Source organism: Burkholderia cepacia (genome assembly GCF_001718835.1).
In the GTDB taxonomy this organism is placed as follows: Bacteria; Pseudomonadota; Gammaproteobacteria; order Burkholderiales; family Burkholderiaceae; genus Burkholderia; species Burkholderia cepacia_F.
The window spans coordinates 1638072-1658360 of sequence record NZ_CP013444.1; the positions used below are offsets into that span (position 1 = coordinate 1638072).

General features: G+C 66.1%; 14 protein-coding genes and 2 pseudogenes. 3 read left to right on the forward strand and 13 right to left on the reverse strand.

The features are described 5' to 3' along the window. Positions 1–108: 108 nt before the first annotated feature. The 3 genes and pseudogenes from WT26_RS27435 to WT26_RS38625 all read left to right on the forward strand — a co-directional run. Complete coding sequence (locus tag WT26_RS27435; protein ID WP_069275159.1) at positions 109–1593, forward strand: ISNCY family transposase; 1485 nt, start codon at positions 109–111, stop codon at positions 1591–1593. Positions 1594–1826: 233 nt separating this feature from the next. Next, positions 1827–3236 carry an ISNCY family transposase gene (locus WT26_RS27440; RefSeq protein WP_059918601.1) on the forward strand — a complete coding sequence of 470 codons (1410 nt, stop codon included), beginning with the start codon at positions 1827–1829 and terminating at the stop codon, positions 3234–3236. 201 nt (positions 3237–3437) lie between these two features. Beyond that, a pseudogene (locus WT26_RS38625) lies at positions 3438–4300 on the forward strand (ISNCY family transposase); the annotation flags it as partial. A gap of 52 nt (positions 4301–4352) precedes the next feature. Here the strand turns inward: WT26_RS38625 and WT26_RS38630 are convergent. The 13 genes and pseudogenes from WT26_RS38630 to WT26_RS27505 all read right to left on the reverse strand — a co-directional run. Beyond that, positions 4353–4448: pseudogene (locus WT26_RS38630) on the reverse strand (plasmid pRiA4b ORF-3 family protein); the annotation flags it as partial. A gap of 111 nt (positions 4449–4559) precedes the next feature. After that, positions 4560–4958 carry a ParB N-terminal domain-containing protein gene (locus tag WT26_RS27450; RefSeq protein WP_069271252.1) on the reverse strand — a complete coding sequence of 133 codons (399 nt, stop codon included), beginning with the start codon at positions 4956–4958 and terminating at the stop codon, positions 4560–4562. A 32-nt stretch (positions 4959–4990) separates the two neighbouring features. Further along, positions 4991–5974: an ABC transporter substrate-binding protein gene (locus WT26_RS27455; RefSeq protein WP_059957375.1), complete on the reverse strand. Its 984-nt coding sequence runs from the start codon at positions 5972–5974 to the stop codon at positions 4991–4993. After that, positions 5961–6824, reverse strand: a complete 864-nt coding sequence (locus WT26_RS27460) for an ABC transporter ATP-binding protein (RefSeq protein WP_060153652.1) — start codon at positions 6822–6824, stop codon at positions 5961–5963. The genes WT26_RS27455 and WT26_RS27460 overlap by 14 nt, the downstream gene beginning before the upstream one ends. Then, a complete protein-coding gene (locus WT26_RS27465) occupies positions 6821–7888 on the reverse strand; it encodes a FecCD family ABC transporter permease (protein WP_230461757.1) in 1068 nt (355 codons plus the stop codon). Before WT26_RS27465 ends, WT26_RS27460 begins: the two co-directional genes overlap by 4 nt. Next, positions 7885–8970 (reverse strand): FecCD family ABC transporter permease, encoded by a 1086-nt coding sequence (locus WT26_RS27470; protein WP_230461758.1) that lies wholly within the window; start codon positions 8968–8970, stop codon positions 7885–7887. Before WT26_RS27470 ends, WT26_RS27465 begins: the two co-directional genes overlap by 4 nt. After that, on the reverse strand, positions 8967–10343 hold the full coding sequence (locus WT26_RS27475) for an MATE family efflux transporter (RefSeq protein WP_059800977.1): 1377 nt from the start codon (positions 10341–10343) through the stop codon (positions 8967–8969). The genes WT26_RS27470 and WT26_RS27475 overlap by 4 nt, the downstream gene beginning before the upstream one ends. Continuing rightward, a complete protein-coding gene (locus tag WT26_RS27480; RefSeq protein WP_230461759.1) occupies positions 10340–11377 on the reverse strand; it encodes a cysteine synthase family protein in 1038 nt (345 codons plus the stop codon). Before WT26_RS27480 ends, WT26_RS27475 begins: the two co-directional genes overlap by 4 nt. A gap of 2 nt (positions 11378–11379) precedes the next feature. Further along, on the reverse strand, positions 11380–12762 hold the full coding sequence (locus WT26_RS27485) for an alanine racemase (RefSeq protein WP_069271253.1): 1383 nt from the start codon (positions 12760–12762) through the stop codon (positions 11380–11382). Next, positions 12756–13802 carry an ornithine cyclodeaminase gene (locus tag WT26_RS27490; RefSeq protein WP_080419562.1) on the reverse strand — a complete coding sequence of 349 codons (1047 nt, stop codon included), beginning with the start codon at positions 13800–13802 and terminating at the stop codon, positions 12756–12758. Before WT26_RS27490 ends, WT26_RS27485 begins: the two co-directional genes overlap by 7 nt. Before the next feature lie 7 nt (positions 13803–13809). Then, positions 13810–14880, reverse strand: coding sequence for a TauD/TfdA family dioxygenase (locus WT26_RS27495; protein WP_060215530.1), 1071 nt, complete (start codon positions 14878–14880; stop codon positions 13810–13812). 143 nt (positions 14881–15023) lie between these two features. Next, positions 15024–17186 (reverse strand): TonB-dependent siderophore receptor, encoded by a 2163-nt coding sequence (locus tag WT26_RS27500; RefSeq protein ID WP_230461760.1) that lies wholly within the window; start codon positions 17184–17186, stop codon positions 15024–15026. 410 nt (positions 17187–17596) lie between these two features. Continuing rightward, on the reverse strand, positions 17597–19972 hold the full coding sequence (locus tag WT26_RS27505) for a TonB-dependent receptor (protein WP_069271255.1): 2376 nt from the start codon (positions 19970–19972) through the stop codon (positions 17597–17599). Between the last annotated feature and the right edge of the window lie 317 nt (positions 19973–20289).

A 20289-nucleotide genomic window follows, 5' to 3' on the forward strand; every position in this document is an offset into this window, starting at 1 on the left:
AAATCGGATGTAGTAGCTTTTTAGAAATGTCGTGTTCTGGCCATTTAGAAATGTCGTGTTTTGACCTCGGTATGCTTGCCGGTTCCTTGCGGGACCATGGAGCCGGCCATGTATCCAGGTGCACTGGTGACACTGAACATGCGAGAACTCGACCGTCTGAAGGTAATCCAGGCCGTGGTGGACATGGGACTCAAGCCCGGACGCGCGGCCGAACGACTGGGCGTGACCGTGCGTCAGGTCCAGCGTCTGGTGGATCGTTACCGCGAGTCTGGCGCCGCCGGACTGGCTTCGCGCAAACGTGGGCGTCCCGGTAATCGGCGGCTGGATGAGGACCTGGCTCGACTGGCGCTGACGATCATCCGTGACCGCTATGCCGATTTCGGGCCGACACTGGCCTGCGAGAAGCTCTGGGAGTGTCACGGCATTCGGCTGGCCAAGGAGACGGTCAGGAAGCTGATGACGGACGCCGGCTTGTGGGTGCCGCGTCGGCAACGACCGCCGAAGGTCTATCAGCCGCGTGCGCGCCGGGCGTGTCTGGGCGAACTGATCCAGATCGACGGCAGCGATCATCGATGGTTCGAGAACCGGGCGCCGGCCTGCACGCTGCTGGTGTATGTGGACGACGCGACGAGCCGGTTGATGATGCTGCACTTCACGCAGACGGAGTCGACGTTCAGCTACTTCGAGGCGACGCGCGCGTATCTGGAGCGTTACGGCAAGCCGGCGGCGTTGTACAGCGACAAGGCGAGCGTGTTCCGTGGCACGTCAGCCGGCAAGACTGGCAACCGCGTGACGCCATTCGGCCGTGCCATGTACGAGCTGAACATCGACACGTTCTGCGCGAACAGCAGCTCGGCCAAGGGACGCGTCGAGCGAGCGCACCTGACGTTGCAGGATCGGCTGGTCAAGGAAATGCGCTTACGCGGGATCAACACGGTGGCCGACGCCAACGCATACGCGCCCTCCTTCATGGCCGCCTACAACACACGCTTCGCGAAGCCGCCGAAGAGCGACTTCAATGCACACCGGCCGCTGCGGGACGACGAGGATCTCGACACGCTGCTGACCTGGCGCGAGACCCGCCGTGTGACGAAGTCGCTGACGGTACAGTACGACCGGGTGATGTACCTGCTGGACGACACGCCGGAGAACAGGAAGCTGATTCATCGCTACATCGACGTATGGGAGTACCCGGATGGGCGCATCGAGATTCGAGCCGAGGGCCGCGTGTTGCCATGCCGGCAATACGACCGGCTGAGCGAAATCGATCAAGGTGCGATCGTCGAACACAAACGCCTGAGTCATGTGCTGCAGGTGGCACAGGTACTGCAGGAACAGCGCGACAATCGGCGTGCGTCAGGATCACCGTCGCGTACCAATCAGGGTGTCGCGGTCCGCAAACCCGACCGCCAGCCCGGCACGAAGAAGCAGCGCGAATTTACGCAGGCCGATGTGGATGGCGTGATCGTGGAACTGGCGCAACGCAGGCAAACGTCACAGTCACCTCGCAAACCGGGTCGTCGGTCTGCAAAGGACAGCGGATCCGACGCAAGCGCCCTGCCCGTTCAGGCGCCGACCTTCGACACTGCGTAACGCTCAAACCGAGGAACAACAGGCAGCCAAACCGACCGTAAAACCGGACATTTCTATTTAGCTGGCGCCACGACATCTTGAAATGGCCATGACATCGGATGTAGAAACCAAGTAGTAATGTCGTAGCTGAGCCAAATAGAAATGTCGTAGTTGGCGCCTGATTGGTTCATGCTCGGCGGCTCCTGACGCTCAAACGGGAGTCCGTCGTGGCCAATAACACCAACACGATCACGATGAGCATGCGCGAGCTGGATCGACTCAAAGTTGTCGAAGCGGTCGTTGACGGACGGCTGATGCCGTGGCGGGCCGCGGAACGGCTCGGCATCAGCCGACGTCAAGTGGAACGGCTGGCGAACCGCTATCGAAGCCAGGGCGCGGCTGGCCTGGTGTCGCGCAAGCGAGGTCAATCGAGCAATCATCAGTTGCCGGCCGGATTGGCTGATCGAGCCTTGGCGATCATCCGCGAGCGCTACGCGGATTTCGGGCCGACCTTGGCTTGCGAGAAGCTCCACGAATGCCACGGCATCCGACTTGCAGCAGAGACAGTTCGCCGGCTGATGACGGACGCCGGCTTATGGATTCCGCGCCGGCAGCGCCCGCCGAAGGTCTACCAGCCGCGAGCGCGGCGCGCATGCCTGGGCGAGTTGGTGCAGATCGACGGCAGCGAGCATCGCTGGTTCGAGGCGCGGGCGCCGCAGTGCACACTGCTGGTGTACGTCGACGACGCGACCAGCCGGCTGATGATGCTGCACTTCACGGCGACGGAATCGACCTTCAGCTATTTCGAGGCGACGCGCGCGTATCTGGAACGCTACGGCAAGCCGGTGGCGCTCTACAGCGACAAGGCGAGCGTGTTCCGCAGCACGACTGCGAGCAAGACCGGCCGCAGCGTGACGCACTTTGGCCGGGCGATGTACGAGCTGAACATCGACACGTTCTGCGCGAACAGCAGCCCGGCCAAGGGGCGTGTCGAGCGTGCCCATCTGACCTTGCAGGACCGGCTGGTGAAGGAGATGCGGCTGCGAGGCATCAACACCATCGAGGACGCCAATGCGTACGCGCCCACCTTCATCGCGGCCTACAATGCGCGGTTTGCGAAGCCGCCGCGCACCGGCTTCGACGCGCACCGGCCGCTGCGGGACGACGAGGATCTGGACCAGTTGCTGACCTGGCGCGAGACGCGTCGCGTGACGAAGTCACTGACGGTGCTGTATGACCGGGTGCTCTACTTGCTGGACGACACGCCGGCGAACCGCAAGCTGATTCACCGCTACATCGACGTGTGGGAGTACCCGGACGGGCGCATCGAGATTCGCGCCGACGGCGCCGTGCTGTCCTGCCGGCAGTACGACAAGCTGGCGGAGGTCGATCAAGGCGCGGTGATCGACCACAAGCGCCTGAGCCATGCGCTGCAAGTGGCCGAAGCGATCCAGGCGCAGCGTGACAACCGGCGGGCGTCGGGTTCCCCGTCACGCACGAACCGAGGCATCGAGGCTCGCCAATCGGAACGCCGGCCGGGAACGAAGAAACCGCGCGAGTTCACGCAGGCGGACGTTGAACAGGTGATCGTGGAGTTGGCCGAGCGCAGGCAGGCGCCACCGCAACCTCGCAAACCAGGTCGTCGGTCTGCTAGCCCGATCTGAACGGGCACCAGCGCCCTGCTGCTTCACCCCTGACCTTCTACGCTGAGTGACGGCAAACCAATGAAAGATGCGACATCTCTATTTAGCTGGCGCTACGACATTTGAATCTGGCTTTGACAGAATCTGTAGAAACCAAGTAGTAATGTCCGCTTTTGGCTACATAGAAATGTCCGCTTTGGTGACCAGTAAGCTGACCAGCCCTCGATCATTCGTGATCGCTACGCCGATTTTGGCCCGACGCTGGCCTGCGAGAAGCTCTGGGAGTGTCACGGCATTCGGCTGGCCAAGGAGACGGTCAGGAAGCTGATGACGGAGGCTGGGTTATGGATTCCGCGTCGGCAACGACCGCCGAAGGTCTACCCAGCCACGGGCACGTCGCGCATGCCTGGGTGAGCTGATCCAGATCTCGAGGCGACGCGAGCATACATCGAGCGCCACGGTAAGCCTGGGGCGTTCTACAGCGACAAGGCCAGCGTGTTTCGCAACGTCAACCCGGGCAAGACTGGCAACCGCGTGACGCCATTCGGCCGTGCCATGTACGAGCTGAACATCGACACGTTCTGCGCGAACAGCAGCTCGGCCAAGGGACGCGTCGAGCGAGCGCACCTGACGTTGCAGGATCGGCTGGTCAAGGAGCTGAGATTACGTGGCATCAGTACGATGGCCGACGCCAATGTGTATGCGCCCTCCTTCATGGCCGCCTACAACACACGCTTCGCGAAGCCGCCGAAGAGCGACTTCAATGCACACCGGCCGCTGCGAGACGATGAAGATCTCGATATGCTGCTGACGTGGCGCGAGACCCGCCGCGTGACGAAGTCGCTGACGGTACAGTACGACCGGGTGATGTACCTGCTGGACGACACGCCGGAGCACCGGAAACTGATTCACCGCTACTTCGACGTGTGGGAGTACCCGGATGGACGGATCGAGATTCGCGCCGATGGCAACGTGTTGTCTCGCCGCCTTTACGACAAGCTGGCGGAGTGGGCCAAGGCGCGGTGATTGAACAAAAACGGCTGAGTCACGTGCTTCAAGTCGCGCAAGCGATTCAGGCGCAGCGTTTCGGTAACGTTCCGCCTTTTCACTGTTGGGATCGTTGGATAGCGTATTCAGGAACGCTTCATAACGCGATGGACCGCCAACGTCCTGCGGCGGACAAGCACGAGCGCTGTCAATGACTTGGGCCTCTCCCCACGGTTGCGGGTGCATATGGTCCGGTACGTCAACTGAGAACGTGATTTCTGCAGGACGCCATATCGATCGATATCCGCGGCGCGTTTCCCGTTTGAAAACCGATCGCCGTACCTGCTCGCAGCCGAATCACGCGGATAGCGTGGCGATGTCGATATTGCATACCGGCAGCGGCTGCGGAAAGATGTGTCGTGTCGTCTTCGGCGGATACAGCACACGTGCCCGGGAGCGCGCAACGATCTGGTCGCCGTCGACGCTGAAGTCCGGGCGACGCGTCTCGACGCCGACCTGCGCGTAATCGAGCAGCACGCACGGCACGAGCGGCAGCGAGAGACAGCGCGCAGCCGCCAGCCGGTGATGCCCGTCCATCACCGCGAGGCTCTCGCGCTCGAGCACGATCGGCGCGGTCCAGCGGCCGCTACGCGCGATGCTGTCGAGCACTTCGAGCAGGCGCGTTTCGTCATGTTCTTCGTTTGGCAGGATCCGTTCGATCTGAATCAGCTCGATGGTCCAGGTGCCGTACTGCATGGCGTGATCCTTTGAAATGGATGAAAGTGAAATCAACCTGCGCGGCTCAGATACGACGAAGCGATCTCACGCAGGTCCGGCCGTGCGAACCGGTCCGGATGCAAATGCGAAGCAGCTTCGGCCAGCACTGCGTGACGTGCGATCGGGCCGAACGATTCGATCCAGTGATCGCCGACGCGCACGATCCGTACGCGGCGCACGGTGGTCAGGTGCCGCCACACCGGATTCGTCTCGAAGCCGCGCGGCCCGCCGTCGTTGTACACGAAGATCATGTCGGGCTCCGCAATCAGCAGGGTCTCGAGGCTTATCTGGAACGCAGTGTTGTCGCGTCGCGACGGCAGCGGATTGCGTCCCGCGATGTTGACGCCGCCCAACGCATTCAGCAGCGAGCAGGTCATGTTCTCGTCGTAGAACGCCCACGGCGCGACGCCGGCGCCCCAGACGAACAGGTAGCGCGGCGCACGGCGCGACGCGACACGCGCAAGGAACTCCGCACACACGCCGGCGAAGCGCCGGTTCAGCGCGGCGGCGGCCTCGGCGCGCCCTAGCGCCGCGCCGACGAGCGCGATGCTGCGGTCGCTGTCGGCGCGGACCTCGAGATCGAGCGCGAGATACGGCGCGATCTGCCGCAGCCTCGCCGCGTTCGCCTCCGTGTAGCGCCGGATCGCGACGATCAGATCGGCATGCGTGCTCGCCAGCAACTCCAGGCTCGGGCTGGCGCGCTGACCGAGATCGATCACGCGATCCATCCGATCGAGCAGATACGCGGGGCGGCGGCTGCGCACAAGGAACGTCGAAGCGACAGGCTGCACGCCAAGCGCTAGCGCGGTATCGGCGCCGAAGTACGAAATCGTCGCAATCCGGCATGGCGCCGTGTCGAAGCGCAGCGTCACACCGCGATCGTCGACCACGCTGTACGGTGCGGCCGGTGCGGCTGCGCGAACGGGCCGCGCCAGCACGGATGCGAGCGATGCGGGCAACGCGAGTGCGAGTGCGCGGCGCTTACGGTCGATCATTGGAGACCCGCCAAACGAAAGGCACGACGTTGCCGGGAAACCGTTGCGTATCGGACGCTCCACTTCCCGGCGCCACATAGCTCAGCGGATGGCACACCGGCACGCCGTCGCTCGCGCCGTGCAGCCGCTCGCTATGGACATGGAACACGTCGGCGACCAAGGCCGGCTTCAGCACCTCGACCGGCATGCCGTCGGCGATCAGCCGACCGTCGCGCATCACGACCGCGCGGTCCGCGAAACGCATCGCCTGGTTCAAGTCGTGCAACGACATCACGATCGTCAGGCCGAACGCCTCGTTGAGGCGCCGCAGCGTCGTCATCACGTCGAGCTGATGTCCAAGGTCGAGATAGGTCGTCGGCTCGTCGAGCAACAGGATGTCCGCCCGCTGCGCGAGCGCCATCGCGATCCATACGCGCTGCCGTTGCCCGCCCGACAGCGCGATGATCGGACGCTCGCGCATGGCGGCGAGACCGGTCATTTCAAGCGCCCAATCAACCGCGTCGTGATCGTCGTCCGTTTCGCCGCGCATCCAGGTGCGATGCGCGAATCGCCCGTGACGCACGAGCTCCCGCACGGTCAGGCCAGCCGGAACGTCCTGGGTCTGCGCGAGAAAGGCGATGCGGCGCGCGAGCTTGCGGCGCGGCCACTGCTGCAGCGGCACGCCGTCGAGCAGCGCTGCGCCTTCGCGAGGCGCGAGCAGCCCGGCGAGCGCACGCAGCAGCGTGCTCTTGCCGGAACCGTTCGGACCGAGCAGCACGGTGGTCCGGCCGGGCTCGATCGACAGCGACAGGTTGTCGACGATACGGCGCGCGCCGTATCCAAGCGAGAGATCGCGGGCAACGAGTGTCATCGGGAAGATCGTGAGAGCAGATAGAGAAACAGTGGCGCGCCGAACAGCGCGGTGACGGCGCCCACCGGAATTTCGGCCGGCGCGACGACGACACGCCCGGCCAGATCGGCGAGCGCCGTAATCAGCGCGCCGGTCAGCAGCGCGAACGGCGCCTGCCGTGCAAGCGGCCCGCCGATCGCGAGCCGCGCGAGATGCGGCGCCGCCAGGCCGACGAATGCGACGGGACCGGCGATCGCCACCGCGCACGCGGCTGCGAAGCTCGCGTATGCGATCGCGACGAGACGCCAGCGCTCGACGTCGAGGCCGACGCTCGCCGCCGCATCGTCGCCGAGAGACAGCACCTGCACCGTGGGCAGGATCGCCGGCATCAGCGCGATCGTCGCGGCGCTCCACGGCGCGAGCAGCAGCACATGTTGCCAGCCGCGCGCGTACAGGTTGCCGGACAGCCATGTGAGCAGCACCTCGATGCGGCTCGAACCCCAGCCCGCAAGGATCGTCATCGCGACGGCATACAGGGCGGCGCTGACCGCTACGCCCATCAGGATCAGCCGGAACGGCGCGGTGCCGTTGCGCCACGCGAGCGCATAAACGCCGAGCGCCGCGCCGACACCGCCGAATTGCGCGACGAGCGTCATCCACGTCGCGTCGTACGCGTCGAGCCGGCTGCTGTCGAGCGAGCCGGCGAAATTCGCGACGAGCAGCAGCGCCATCACGCCGAGCGTCGCGCCAGACGACACACCGATCACGCCCGGCTCCGCGAGCGGGTTGCGCAGTGCCGCCTGCAGCACGAGCCCGCTCGCCGCGAGCTGCGCGCCGATCATCAGCGCGAGCAGCACGCGCGGCATGCGCAGCTCCCACAGCACGAACGCGGCGTCGCGCGCGCCGTCGCGATGAATCAAAGCCTGAACAGCCGCCGTCCATGGGAAGTCGGCCGCGCCGAACCGCACCGCGAGCACGATCGTGAGTGCCAGCGCCGCCGCCCCGCCCGCGCCGCGCGCGATCGTGCGCAGCCACTTGTGTTGCACGCTTGACGCGCATACCGACGGATTCGCCGTGCCGGTCATGACGACGCCCCTTCGTCGCGCCGGATCATCGCGATCAACAGCGGCGTCGCAACCAGCGCGGTCAGGAAGCCGACCGGCAATTCGCGCGGCGCAGCGACCGTGCGCGCGACGAGATCGGCGGCAGCGACGAGCAGCGCGCCGGCCAGCGAGGTCGCAACGAGCGTGCGCCGATACCCGCCGCCAAGCGCGAGGCGCGCCAGATGCGGCACGCACAGCCCGACGAAGCCGACCGGCCCCGCCATCGCGACGACCGATGCTGACAGCGCTACCGCGATGCCGCCAAATATCACACGCCAGCGCAGCAAGTCGAGGCCGACGCTCTGCGCCGCTTCGTCGCCGAGCGCGAGCGTGTCGAGCACGCGCGCGCCGGCGAATGCGGCGGTGAGCCCGGCGACGGTCCACGGCGCCACCATCGCGACCTGCTGCCAGCCGACGCCCGAGAGTCCGCCCGCCAGCCAATAGAACAGCGGCCCCGCCTGCGGGCCAGCCGCGATCATCAGCGAGATGATGCCCGCGCTGCCGAGCGCGGCGATCGTCGTCCCGGCCAGCGACAGGCGCAGCGGCGACAGGCGTGCGCGCCACGCAAGCGCAAACGTGAGCGTTGCCGCCCCGCCGCCGCCGATCAGCGCGACGAATGGCAGCGCGCCGGCCGGCAAGGCCGGCGCCAGCACGGTCGCCCCGACGACCGCAAGCGCCGCGCCGCTGACGACGCCGGTCAGCGTCGGATCGGCGAGCGGGTTGCGCGTGATGCCTTGCATCAGTGCGCCGGCCACCGCGAGGCTGGCGCCGACCAGCAGCGCCGCGATGAAGCGCGGCAACCGCAATGCGTGGACAATCTGCGCGGCGGGCGTGTCGCCGCCGCTGGCCAGTGCATCGAGCGCGGCGGCAGGGCCGAGCACGAGGTTGCCTGCGCACAGGCTCGCGAGCGCGACGACACCCAGCGCGACGATCAGCGCGAGCACGATTACGCCAATGCTTGCACGCGGCTTGCGCGCCGAACCGGGCGGCGACGCTTGTACGCGATGCCCGCCCGGCGACTGCCCGCCGGCCCCCTGCCGTCTCACCCCATGCCGTTCGTTCATGAATGATTCGCGCCGGCCTGTTTGGCAAGCGTGCCGAGGCGGTATTCGAACTTGCGCAGCAGCATCGTCGCCGTGGCGGCGAGCCCGATCGCGAGTCCGATCCAGATTCCGTAGATCCCGTAGCCGAGCGTCACGCCGGCCGCCCAGGCAACCGGCAGGCCAATCATCCAGTAACCGACGATCGAAATCCGGAACGAGCTCTTCACGTCGCCAAGCCCACGCAGGATGCCGACGCCGATGTTCTGGCTGCAATCGAAGATCTGCAGCAACGCGGCAATCGTCAGCAGGCCGGTCGCGAGCCGTAGCACGTCGGTGTTCGCGGCCGCGCCGTGGTCGAGGAACGGCGCGAGCACGCGCGTCGGCGCGACGAGATACGGCAGCGCGACGATCAGCATCGCGCCGACGCCGAGCGCGAGCCCCGTATAGCCGAGACGCCGCGCGCCGCGATAGTCGTGCTGCGCGCATGCATGGCTGATGCTGATCGACGACGCATGCGACAAGCCGACGGAGATCATGAACACGATGTAGATCACCTGGTTGACGATCGTCTGTGCGGCGAGCGCGTCGGTGCCGAGCGTGCCGATCACGAGCGTGAGCACGGTGAAGAATGCCGCCTCGGAGCCATAGGTGGCCGCGATCGGCAGCCCCATCTTCCATGTACGTGCGAGCGCCTGCGCATCGGTGCGCCAGGCTGCCAGCGACAGGTGCTCGGCCAGTTCCGCCCGGCGTTTCGCGATCGCGAGAAACGCGACGAACGAAAGCAGGTACACGCCGCTCGTCGCGCACGCCACGCCGGTCAAACCCAGTTCGGGCAGGCCGAAGCGGCCGAACATCAACGCGTAGTCGAGGGCCGCGTTGACGGCGATCGACGCGACCGTGATCGCGAGCAGCGGCCCCGGCATGCGCAGTCCGACCGTGTACTGGCGCAGCGACTGAAACCAGAGACATGGCAGCATCCCGGGCGCAGCCGCCGCCAGATAGAACGCGGCCTGCCGCGCCACGGCCGGATCCTGGCCGAGCCACACGAGCGGCTGCTCGACGAACAGCATCAACAGCGCGAACACAAGCGCCGCAAGCGTCGACAACGCGAAACTCGCGCGCACGAGACGCATGATCTCCGAATGGTCGTGCTGGCCGTTCGCGAACGCGACAAGGTTGCCGGTGCCCGTCACGAGCCCCGTACCCATCGTCCGCAGCTGGTTGAAGATCGTCAGCGCGAGACCGCCGGCGGCGATCTCGCGCGGGCCGAGCATCCCCATCATCACGATGTCGGTCGTGGTCAGCGCGACCTGCGCGAGCTGCGTGAGGATGAGCGGCGCGGCAAGCGCGCCGATGTTTCTGGCGTCGAGCCAGAACTGTCGATGAAGCTTCATGCGGCGTCGGCAAAGATGGGATCGAGTTCACGGGCAATGGAATCGTCGAGCAGATCGCGCTCGTTCATCCAGTCGTCGTTGAATACGGTGTCGAGATATTTTTCGCCGCCGTCGCAGACCAGCACGACGAGCGTCGAATCCGGCGGCAGCGTGCCGAGCATCTTCAGCGCGTGCCAGATCACGCCGCCCGCCGAACCGCCGACGAGCAGCGCCCGCTTGCGCGCGATGTAGCGCGCGGTGTTGAACGCGGCTGCGTCCGTCACCTTGACGCCTTCATCGAGCAGCGCGTAGTCGACGAGTGCGCCGATCTCCGCGCCGGGCGGCGTACCCGTGCCCGACTGGTAGTACGAGCCGCCTTCGCCGCCGAACGCGATCGAGCCGACCGGCTCGACACCCACCACGCGCGGCGCGGCGCCGGTCGCGCGCAGTTCGCGCGCGGTGCCGAACAGCGAGCCGCCGGTGCCGACCGAGCCGACCAGATAGTCGATCCGCTCGCCGAGCACGTCGCGCAGTTCGCGCGCGAGTCCGCGATAGCCGTTGCCGTTCGCCGGATTGTTGTGCTGCTCGGTCCAGATGCTGTCGGGATCGTCAGCCGCCATCCGCTCGGCCAGCGCCTCACGATCCGCCGTCGCGAGCGCATCGCCCTCGCTCACATAGACGAGCTCCGCGCCGAACGCCTGCATCGCGCGCAGTTTGTCTTTCGACGCGTGGCAGTCGACCACCGCGGTAAATCGGTAGCCGCGCTCGGCGGACAGCAACGCGAGCCCCATGCCGGTGTTGCCGGACGTCGATTCGATCACACGGCCTGCGGGCCGCAGGCTGCCGTCCTGCTCGGCTTCGTCGAGCATCTGCCGCGCCATCCGGATCTTGGCGCTGCCGGTCGGATTCGTCGATTCGAGCTTGAGCAGGATGCGTGCGCCGTTGGCGCCGCGAATCAGCTCGAACAATGGCGTGCGGCCGACGAGGTCCGACACTTTGGATACGATCGCCGGCACGGTGATCGTCGGTTGTTCACCCAGGAAACGCATATTCATCGTCAGGCTCCGGAAAACGGGGAAAGGCGGTCGACGCGCCAACGCGGGCGCGCGCCATCGAGGGTTACGACAAGCTTCGGGGGCAGCGGCAATTCATGAAACGGCGATTCGTTCGAATCCATCTGGTAGCCGGCCGTGTTCGGGTACAGCAGCAGGTCGCCGGGCTCCGGACGCTGCGCGAACGCGACCTTGCGCCACGTGAGCATGTCCGAGTCGAGGCAGCTCGCGCCGCCGACGCAGGCGCGGTACGGTCCGGACGCGCGTGGTAGTTGCCGAGACGTGCGCGCGGCCGTCAGCAGTTCGGGATCGGGCAGGAACTCGCTCGCGAACCATTGTTCGGAGACGCTGAAGCTCGTGCCGTTCACGGTCGCGATGCCATGGTCGCCGCGATCCTTCACGCCCTGGACGGTGAAGACCGTGAACCCGGCCTGATCGAGCAGCGCGCGCCCCGGCTCCAGCATCATCTGCAGGCCGTGCTCGCGCAACAGATCGGCGAGCGGCTTCGATTCGCCGTCCGGTATCCCGCCCAGTATCGCGTCGAGCATCTGCGCGCCGCTGCACGCCTGGTGATACGGGTAGAAGCCGTCGAATACCTTCTTCGCGTGGTAGTCGTCCGGACCGTGGGCTGCCTGGAACGCACGCCAGTCGTCCTCACTCGCGTACGACATCGCGAAGCCCCCGCCGATGTTGATGGTGTGCGGCGAAAGTTCGAGCGCACGCGCCTGCACGCATGCGCGCACCGCGATCCCCGCCTGCACGCAGCGCGCCTCCGCGCTGTAGCCCGACAGGTGAAACGAAAAGCCCTCGAGCATCAGCGACTCTCGATTCGACGCGCAGACCGACAGCGCCGCATCGAGCGCAGCGGCGCTCAGACCGAATCGGCTTTTCGTCTGCGCGACCGGCTCCATGCGCAGCAGCACGCGCGCGACACCCCCGCATTGCCGCGCGATCGTGGCGAGACGGTCGAGCTCGTCGAGGCTGTCGACGGCGATCAGCGCATCGTGCAGCACCGCGAGCCGCAGCAAGTCGCCCGCCTTCGCGGGGCCGGAGACCCCGATGTCTGCGCCGCAGACCCCCGCGGCCAATGCATCAGCGAATTCGCCAACGCTCGCGACGTCGACGCCGATTTCGGCGTCGGCAGCGGCGCGCACGAAGCAGCGCGCCTTGTTCGCCTTCTTCGCGTAGTACACGCGCCCCGCCACGCGACGCTCGTCGAGCACGTGTTGAAACGCCGCGACATTGCGCGCGAATCGCTCCGGAAACAGCAGATGAAGGGGCGCATCGAAGCCGTGCGCGAGTTCGTGGATCATCGCCTCATGTTCATCCACGAACTCGCGCTGCGCGGGATCCCACAACGCGGGCAACCGCGGAATACGGTTCACCATAGCTCGACCTCCTTCCCGAGCCCCTTCGCGCGCGCCGCGTCGGCCAGCACGCGCCCGAGCGCGATGTCGGTCACGATCATCCCGCTGTTGAACGCGAACACGATCTCGTCGTCCGCGCGGCGCGCCGGCTTGCGGCCGAGCAGGATGTCCGGCAGCTCCGCATCGACAGGCGGCAGCTTGCCGGTCTCGTCGACGAGATCCATCCCCGTCACCTGCATTTGCGCTTCACTCGTCGCGACCCGGTAGTCGGCGTGGTGGAGCGCGTCGGCGTGAATGCCGTAGCCGACCAGCAGCGCGAGCGCGCCGGGCTTCAGCTCGGCGTGACGCACCGCTTCCGGCGCGCCCGCGCCGGCTACGCCGAGCACGATGTCCGCCTGCCGCGCGGACACGCCGAGATCGGTCGACACCTCGATGTCGCGGTCAGGGTGAAAGCGCTTCAGCGTGTGGCGGACCGCTTCGATGCCGGCATCGTAATGGCCGTGCACGATTACGCGCTCGACGCCCGGCAGCGCGGTCAGCAGGAATGGCGCAGCCATCCGTCCTTGCGTGCCCGTGCCGACGACGAGCGCCGTGCGCGCGTGCGGCGCGGCCGCGCGCGCGATCAACGCCGAAACGGCCGGCGTACGCAGCGAGCCGACGAGGCTGCCGTCCATCATGGCGACCGGCATGCCGGTCTCGTCGTCGAACAGCAGCAGCGTCGTGTAGTACTTCTGCAGCTCGCGGCTGTGCTCGGGGTCATGCTTGTACGAGGTCTTGAAGCCGACCGTCCGGCGACCGCCGTCGCGGCCGAGCATCGAATACGCGACCGAGTGCTTGTCCGCGGGCTGGCTCATCAGCTTGCGCGGATTGTCGGATTCGCCGGTCGCAAGACCGTGATACGCGCGCTCGACCGCATCGAGCACCATCGCCGGGTCGTAGTCGAGCTCGTCGATCACGCGCTTGCCGAGCACGAGCAGCTGCGACGGCTGCGTCGCGGGCCGCGGGCGCACGTCGGCGCCGGTTTCGGCCGTCGCGGCCGGGTCGAATGTCATCGTATTCATCTGCGCCTCACAGGATTTCGCGCGTCGTCGGCGCTTGCCGGAACGGCAGCGTCTCGCGCAGGTTGACGTGAACGTTGACCCGCCGCAGCCAGCGCTGGCGCGGCCCGTAGTTCGGGCGATAGACCGTGCGCCCGTGCACCGCGCGCTTGTTGTCGACCCAGACCATGTCGCCCGGCTGCATGACGACGCTGGTCTGGTGCGCATAGCACGCGTCGATCAGCCAGCGCAGCGCGCGCTCGGCCTCGTCGTCGCCCGGCAGCGCCGCCATGAACGCCTCGTCGACGCGCACCCACGGCTTCGCGCGCAGCCCCGACAGCGCGGGCACGGGCTCCGGATTTTCGTGCATGCGGCGAATCCGCTCGAACACGTGGTCGTCGAGCCGCCACTGGTCGCTGACGTTCTGCTCGGGCAGGTGCGACTTGTCCGGCAGGATCGTGAAGCGCGGCGCGCTCAACACGCGCCACATCTCGTCCGAGATCTCGATCTCGTCGATGCCGCAGAAAATCGTCTGCGCGTGCTCGTCGTTGCGGTAGCAGAGAATCGACAGGAAATCGGCGCGATGCTCGTGAAACGCCTCCTCGTTATGCCACACCAGCGTCACGCTGCTGCCGCCGCCGAGCTGCTCTGCATGGTCCTTCCTGATCGGCACGATGTGGCGCAGAAACCGGCCGTTCTCCTGGGTGCGCCAGCCGAACATGTCGCCAAGCAGCGACGTCATCAGGCACTGCATCGCCTCTTCGAGCAGCGACGGCGGATTGCGCCAGGGCGCGTCCCAGTGCGACGGCGACGCGCCGATGCGCGTGTCGTCGACCGGCATTCCGCGCAGCAGCAGGACGCTGCACGGCAGCTCGAGTTGCCGGTAGCGGTGCGCGAGCGCACGCAGCGTACGCGGCAGTTCCTGGGCGGCGAGCATGCAGTCGTGCGCGAACGACGGGCTTTCAACACTGTCGTGATGCGCGATCAGGCCGCGCGCGACGTGCGTGAGCCCGGCAACTTCGTCGTCGCGCAATTCGTAGATCGCGAGCGACTTCGAAACCGGCCTCAGACCGGATGGATCGATGCCTTCAGCAAGATTCATGCGATTCCCTCGTGTGAAAACGGGTGCCCCGCGCCGGCGGCGCGGCGGATGCCCTGCGGATAAGCTGTTTTCGTGGGGAGACGGCCGGTGCGCTCTGCGGCGCGTTCGATGGCCGTCGTATCTCGTGCTGCCGATGCTTCGTGTTACATGTCGACCTGCGCGGACAGGAAGAACGTGCGCGGCTGGCCAGGCCACACCGAGTTGTAGTTCGCCGCGGCCCAGTAGCGCCTGTCGGTCAGGTTCTGCACGCCGGCGCGGAAGATCGTCGTGTGGTCGCCGATACGCGTCTGGTAGCGCGCGCCCGCATCGAAGCGCACGTAACCCGGCAGCGATACGGTGTTCGCCGCATCGAGCGGCCGGCGGCCGACGTAGTAGACGCCCGCGTCGACGTTGAGCCCGTGCACGGCCGCGATCCTGTAATCGAGGAACGCGCTCGCCTGAAAGGTCGGCACGTTCGCGGCGCGCTTGCCGTTCGTCGCAGGGTCGCCCGTATCGTCTTGCTGCGTATGCAGGTATGCAGCGCCCGCGACGATCGACAGGTCGCGCGTCACACGGCCGTTCGCGGTCAGCTCGACGCCCGTATGGCGCTGCTTGCCGGCCTGCACGAAGTAGTTCGCCGCGTTCACGTACTGCAGCGTCTTCTCGATGCGGAACACCGCTGCGTTGACGGTCAGGTCGCTGCCGACGTCGGCCTTCACGCCAGCTTCGTATTGCTTGCTCTTCACCGGCGCGAGATTCTGGCCCGCGTTGCGCGTGTTGTACGGCGCGACGCCGCCCTGCTCGAAGCCTTCCGAGTAGCTGACGTAGGTCGACAGCGACGGCAGCGGCTTGAAGATCAGCCCTGCCGACGGCACGTTCACGCTCGTCTCGTAGTGCGATTGAGCGCCGGACGCCGCGTACGAGTCGTCGCGGTAGCGCACGTGGCGCAGGCCGAGCATCACGCTCCAGTGCGAGCCGATGTCGATCAGGTCGCTGATGAACACGCTCGGCTGGAAGTTCTTCGTGGCTGTCTTGCCGGGGAACGTAGACGTTTGCGCGGGCGAATAGACCGGATTGAAGATGTTGCCGACCGTGATCGGCATCACGCCGAAGCCGCCCTGCTGCGAATCGTAGTTGCGCGTCGACACGCCCGTGACGAACTGGTGCGCGAGCGGCCCCGTGTTGAACTTGCCGGTCACGAACGTGTTCGTCGACAGTACGCGGAAGCTCTGATTCGGCGACAGGTAGATGTCGCCGCTCAGGATGTCGCCGTTCGCCGCGACCGAATAGATGTCGGGAAACGCCGCGTCGCGGTTGTTGTACGACTGCGCGATCTGCGTCGTGAAAGTCCAGTTGTCGGTCAGCCTGAAGTCGAACTGGCCGCCGATATTGAACGTGTTGGTGCGGTACTGCAGCCACGGCTGCCCGAGCAGCGTGCGCGGGTCGAACTGCGGCGGCAGCGAGCCGTCCGGCTGCGTGCCGATCACGGGCTGCGCGGCGAGATGCTTGTTCTGGTAGTCGAAGTTCAGGCGCAGCAGCGCGCGCGGCGAGATCGCCCAGTCGATCGCGCCGCTCACGAACGTGCGGCGCAGATCGCCGGAATGGCCGAAGTTGCCGACCTTCTCGCCGGCCACGTTGAAGCGATAGCCGAACTGGCCGTCGCCGATCGGGCCGCCCGTGTCGACCGCGCCGTAGTAGCCATCGTAGCTGCGCACTTCGCCGGTGACGGTCGTGAAGCGGTCGCGGGTCGGGCGCTTGAGCACGTAGTTGACCGTGCCGCCCGGCGAGTTCACGCCGTACAGGAAACCCGACGGCCCTTTCAGCACGTCGACGCGCTCGACGTTCTCGAGCGGCAGGTCGTAGTACGGCGCGACCGGCATCCCGTCGCGCCGCATCGTATTGGTCCAGTCGACCGGAAAGCCGCGGATGCTGATGTTGTCCATCGCGCCGCCGACCGCCGTGTTCTGCACCGACGGGTCGTTCTTCAGCACGTCCATCAGCGTGCGCGCGCGCTGGGCCTCGATCAGTTCGGCCGAATAGTACGCCACCGACAGCGGAAGATCCTTCGGATCCTTCGAGCCGAGCGCGCCAACGTTGACGTCGGGCACAGCGTACAGCGACGGACGGCTGCTCCGCACGGAGATGGTATCGAGCGTCGCCGTGCCGGCGGCCGCCGCATCCTGAGGCACGGCGCTCGCGGCGCCTGCCGAGGCCTTGTCCTGCGCGATTTGTACACCCTTGCCCGCAACCTCCTGAGCATGCAGGTGCCACGATGCGAGCGCCAGCGCACCCGCGAGAATCAACCTGTCCTGGCGACGCGCCGGCACTCGCTGTGCGGCGCGGGCCTTCTTCCCCAAACCATTTGCACTACTGATCAGCCGCATTGTTCCGCTTCCGTTTTGCCTTGTTGTGAAAATCGATCACTACCCGCTGTACCCAAGCAACGTCAGCACGACGCTCTGGTACGCAATAGCGTGTCTCCTGCCGCGCAACCTCTTGTTCCGGTGTTCACCATCCGGGGAAAGCCAGGCCACACAAAATCGGAAATGAGAATTATTCATTTTTGAGATGCGATGTCAAACAATTTCGCAATCCGATGTAAATGATCAAATCGATTCGAGGTCCACCAGGCTTCGGAAGTCGAACAGGCCTCCAGGTTCCGAATGGTTCCGGCGGTGGAACTCCAGTGTCGCGAGCGTGCTGCACGTCCGCAGGAAAGTTGCCGTCATGGTGCGCGCTACAAGTCGGTCGACATCGACAGCCAGAAAGTGCGCGGCATGCCGCTGATCAGATATCCGGTTGGATTCGCTTGCCAATAGTCCTTGTTGAAGAGATTGGTGACGCTCGCGCGGAGCGTGACGTCCCGGCCCACGACCCGGGTCGTCAAGCGTCCCCCGAGATCGCATCGCGTCCAGCTCGGAACGTGCTGGGTGTTGTCCTGGCTCATGTAGGCCTTGCCCGTATAGATGACGCGCCCGGCCAACGTGAACCCGGGGATGAAGGGCATGTCCCACTCCGCACCGAGATTGGCCTGGAGCGACGGCGCGCCGACGGCGTGATTGCCGTCGTTGATCCCGCCCTGAGTGCGACGCAGCCTCGCGTCGAGCCAGCTCACGCCGCCCAGCACCCGGACGCCACGCCCGAGTTCCCCGAAACCGGAAAGCTCGACGCCGCGATTGCGCTGCAGGCCGTTGAGGCTGTAGATCCTGGTGGCGGGGTCGACGATCCCGCTCGGCACGTCGATCTGGAACAGCCCCAGCGTCGCGCCGAAGCGGCCGAGATCGAGCTTGGTCCCGACCTCGTATTGCTTCGACTTGAAAGGCGCAAACACCTGGTTGGGGTTGGCCGCGTCGGCGGGTGGCAAGGAGCCGGGCGTTAGCGCCTCGATGTAGTTGGCGTAGAACGAAAGCTGGTCGAGCGGACGAATCACCAGCGCGACGGAGGGTGTCGTTGCGCCCTGGTCGTAGTGAGCAGTTTCGGCGCCGGAGGCGGCGTAGTTGCTGCTGGCGACCTGCTGGTGGCGCACGCCGAGCGTGAGCTGCACGAGCCCGCCCGCGGCAGACAGGGTATCGGCAATGGCGATGCTGCGCAGGATCTGCTCACTATCCTTGGATTCTGGCAAATGCGACAGCGGCGCGCCGGGGCCCGATAGCCGGGTCGGCGTATAGATGTTCGTCTGATAGCTGCCGTAGACGGTCTGTCCGAACCATGTCGTCTGCTGCAGATGGTTGCCGCCGACGACGAGCCGATGATCGATCGGCCCGGTCTTGAAGCGAGCCCTGGCCCCGGCTTCGGCCGACAGCGCATGCGATCGCCCCTCCTGGTATTTCGACGAAGACGTTGCATTGCCCTGCACGTCGGTAATGGTCGCGCCGGGGTCTTCCAGCTTGTCGTAGCCAAAGCGATTCATGCCCACCGCACCGAACAGCGTCACGCCGGACGTCAGGTCGTACTCAGCGCGCCCCAGCGCCGTCAGGCTGTGCGAGCTCGAATAGGCGAAGGACTGTGCGAGATTGATCCGGGGATCGGGCGCCTCCGGCACCGTGATGCCGGCGATCGGGGTATAGCCGCGCGCGGCCCCGCGCATGTAGTCGTCCTGGTAGACGACGTCGCCGGACAGGCGCAGGCGCTCGCCGCGATAGTCGAGCCCGACCGAAAGCGCGCTGTTCCGTCTCGACTGGTCGTCGATCGGCGTATGGCCCTCACGACGGGCCGCGTTGATGCGGATGCCGAATTCCCCGCTCCTCCCGAAACGCCGGCCGATATCCGCATGGCCGCCGAATACGGAGTTGGACAAGTATTCGGTCGTCAGGCGGGTAAGCGGCATGTCGTCGGCGCGCTTCGTCACGACGTTGACGCTGCCGCCGACGCTGCCATGCGGAAGCATGCCGTTGAGCAATGCGCCCGGCCCCTTGAGAATTTCGATGCGCTCGAGCGGATCGGGGCTGACGCGATAGGCCGGCACGAGCCCAAAGAGCCCGTTCAGTGCGATTTCGCTGTTTTCGACACGAAGCCCCCGGATCGTGATCGCGTCGTAGCGATTGCCGCTGTCGATCGCCGCCCGGACCGAAGGATCGGTCGTGGTCAGGAGTTCGGCCACGCTGGTCGACTGCTCGTCGCGGATGAGTTTTTCCGTATAGCTCGTCAGGCTGAACGGCGTGTCCATATAGTCGCGATTACCCAGCAGGCCGACTGTTGCGCCTTGCGCGACCTGCCCGCCTGCATAAGGCGCGGCGACCGAATCGCCGATGCGTTTGCCGATCACCGTCACGGCAGGCAGCACGCCTTGTGCGCCTGCGGCCGGTGCGGGACGGAGCGAGTAGCTGCCGTCGCCTTGCCGCACTGCCTCGAGGCCGGTGCCGCCCAGAATGGCCTGGAATGCACGATCGATGGAATACGAGCCATGTACGCCCGGGCTGGTCTTTCCAGCCGTCAGGTCGCCCGGCACGCTGAGCAGGATGTCCGCTTGATCGGCAAGCCGGCTCAAGGTCGAGGACAGCGGCCCGGCCGGGATGTCATAGCGTCGGGCGACAGCCTGGGTTGCCGTGCCGGCGGGCGTCTGCGCGAATGCCTGCGAGCAAGCGCCGCTCGCGGCAAGCGCGATGCCGAGCATGGCAAATTGCCCTGCCCGGGCTGCGTGACGATGTACGGCCCGAGAGGCGTGGGTTTTTCCTTCGACGCAGCACGCGTGCACGGGAGCGTCTTGGTTCGAAGGAAACGGCAGGCGACGCATAAGACAGCTTTCCTCGAGGTGGAAATGGGCAAGAAGAGGTCTGTCCGCGTCAAGCAGAGCCAGGCAGGATGCGGCTCGATCTCCGAATCGTCCTCTTTATTGGTTAATCGGATGAGGACGGGAAATGCGAACCGAAATCGAAAAATAATTTGCGATCCGGCCGATCAACCCGCCGAGCGCGGGCGCCGGACATGGCC

Coding starts and splice junctions, on each gene's coding strand:
- WT26_RS27435 (WP_069275159.1), top strand. CDS start 109: ATGTATCCAGGTGCACTGGTGACACTGAACATGCGAGAACTCGACCGT.
- WT26_RS27440 (WP_059918601.1), top strand. CDS start 1,827: ATGAGCATGCGCGAGCTGGATCGACTCAAAGTTGTCGAAGCGGTCGTT.
- WT26_RS27450 (WP_069271252.1), bottom strand. CDS start 4,958: ATGCAGTACGGCACCTGGACCATCGAGCTGATTCAGATCGAACGGATC.
- WT26_RS27455 (WP_059957375.1), bottom strand. CDS start 5,974: ATGATCGACCGTAAGCGCCGCGCACTCGCACTCGCGTTGCCCGCATCG.
- WT26_RS27460 (WP_060153652.1), bottom strand. CDS start 6,824: ATGACACTCGTTGCCCGCGATCTCTCGCTTGGATACGGCGCGCGCCGT.
- WT26_RS27465 (WP_230461757.1), bottom strand. CDS start 7,888: ATGACCGGCACGGCGAATCCGTCGGTATGCGCGTCAAGCGTGCAACAC.
- WT26_RS27470 (WP_230461758.1), bottom strand. CDS start 8,970: ATGAACGAACGGCATGGGGTGAGACGGCAGGGGGCCGGCGGGCAGTCG.
- WT26_RS27475 (WP_059800977.1), bottom strand. CDS start 10,343: ATGAAGCTTCATCGACAGTTCTGGCTCGACGCCAGAAACATCGGCGCG.
- WT26_RS27480 (WP_230461759.1), bottom strand. CDS start 11,377: ATGAATATGCGTTTCCTGGGTGAACAACCGACGATCACCGTGCCGGCG.
- WT26_RS27485 (WP_069271253.1), bottom strand. CDS start 12,762: ATGGTGAACCGTATTCCGCGGTTGCCCGCGTTGTGGGATCCCGCGCAG.
- WT26_RS27490 (WP_080419562.1), bottom strand. CDS start 13,802: ATGAATACGATGACATTCGACCCGGCCGCGACGGCCGAAACCGGCGCC.
- WT26_RS27495 (WP_060215530.1), bottom strand. CDS start 14,880: ATGAATCTTGCTGAAGGCATCGATCCATCCGGTCTGAGGCCGGTTTCG.
- WT26_RS27505 (WP_069271255.1), bottom strand. CDS start 19,972: ATGCTCGGCATCGCGCTTGCCGCGAGCGGCGCTTGCTCGCAGGCATTC.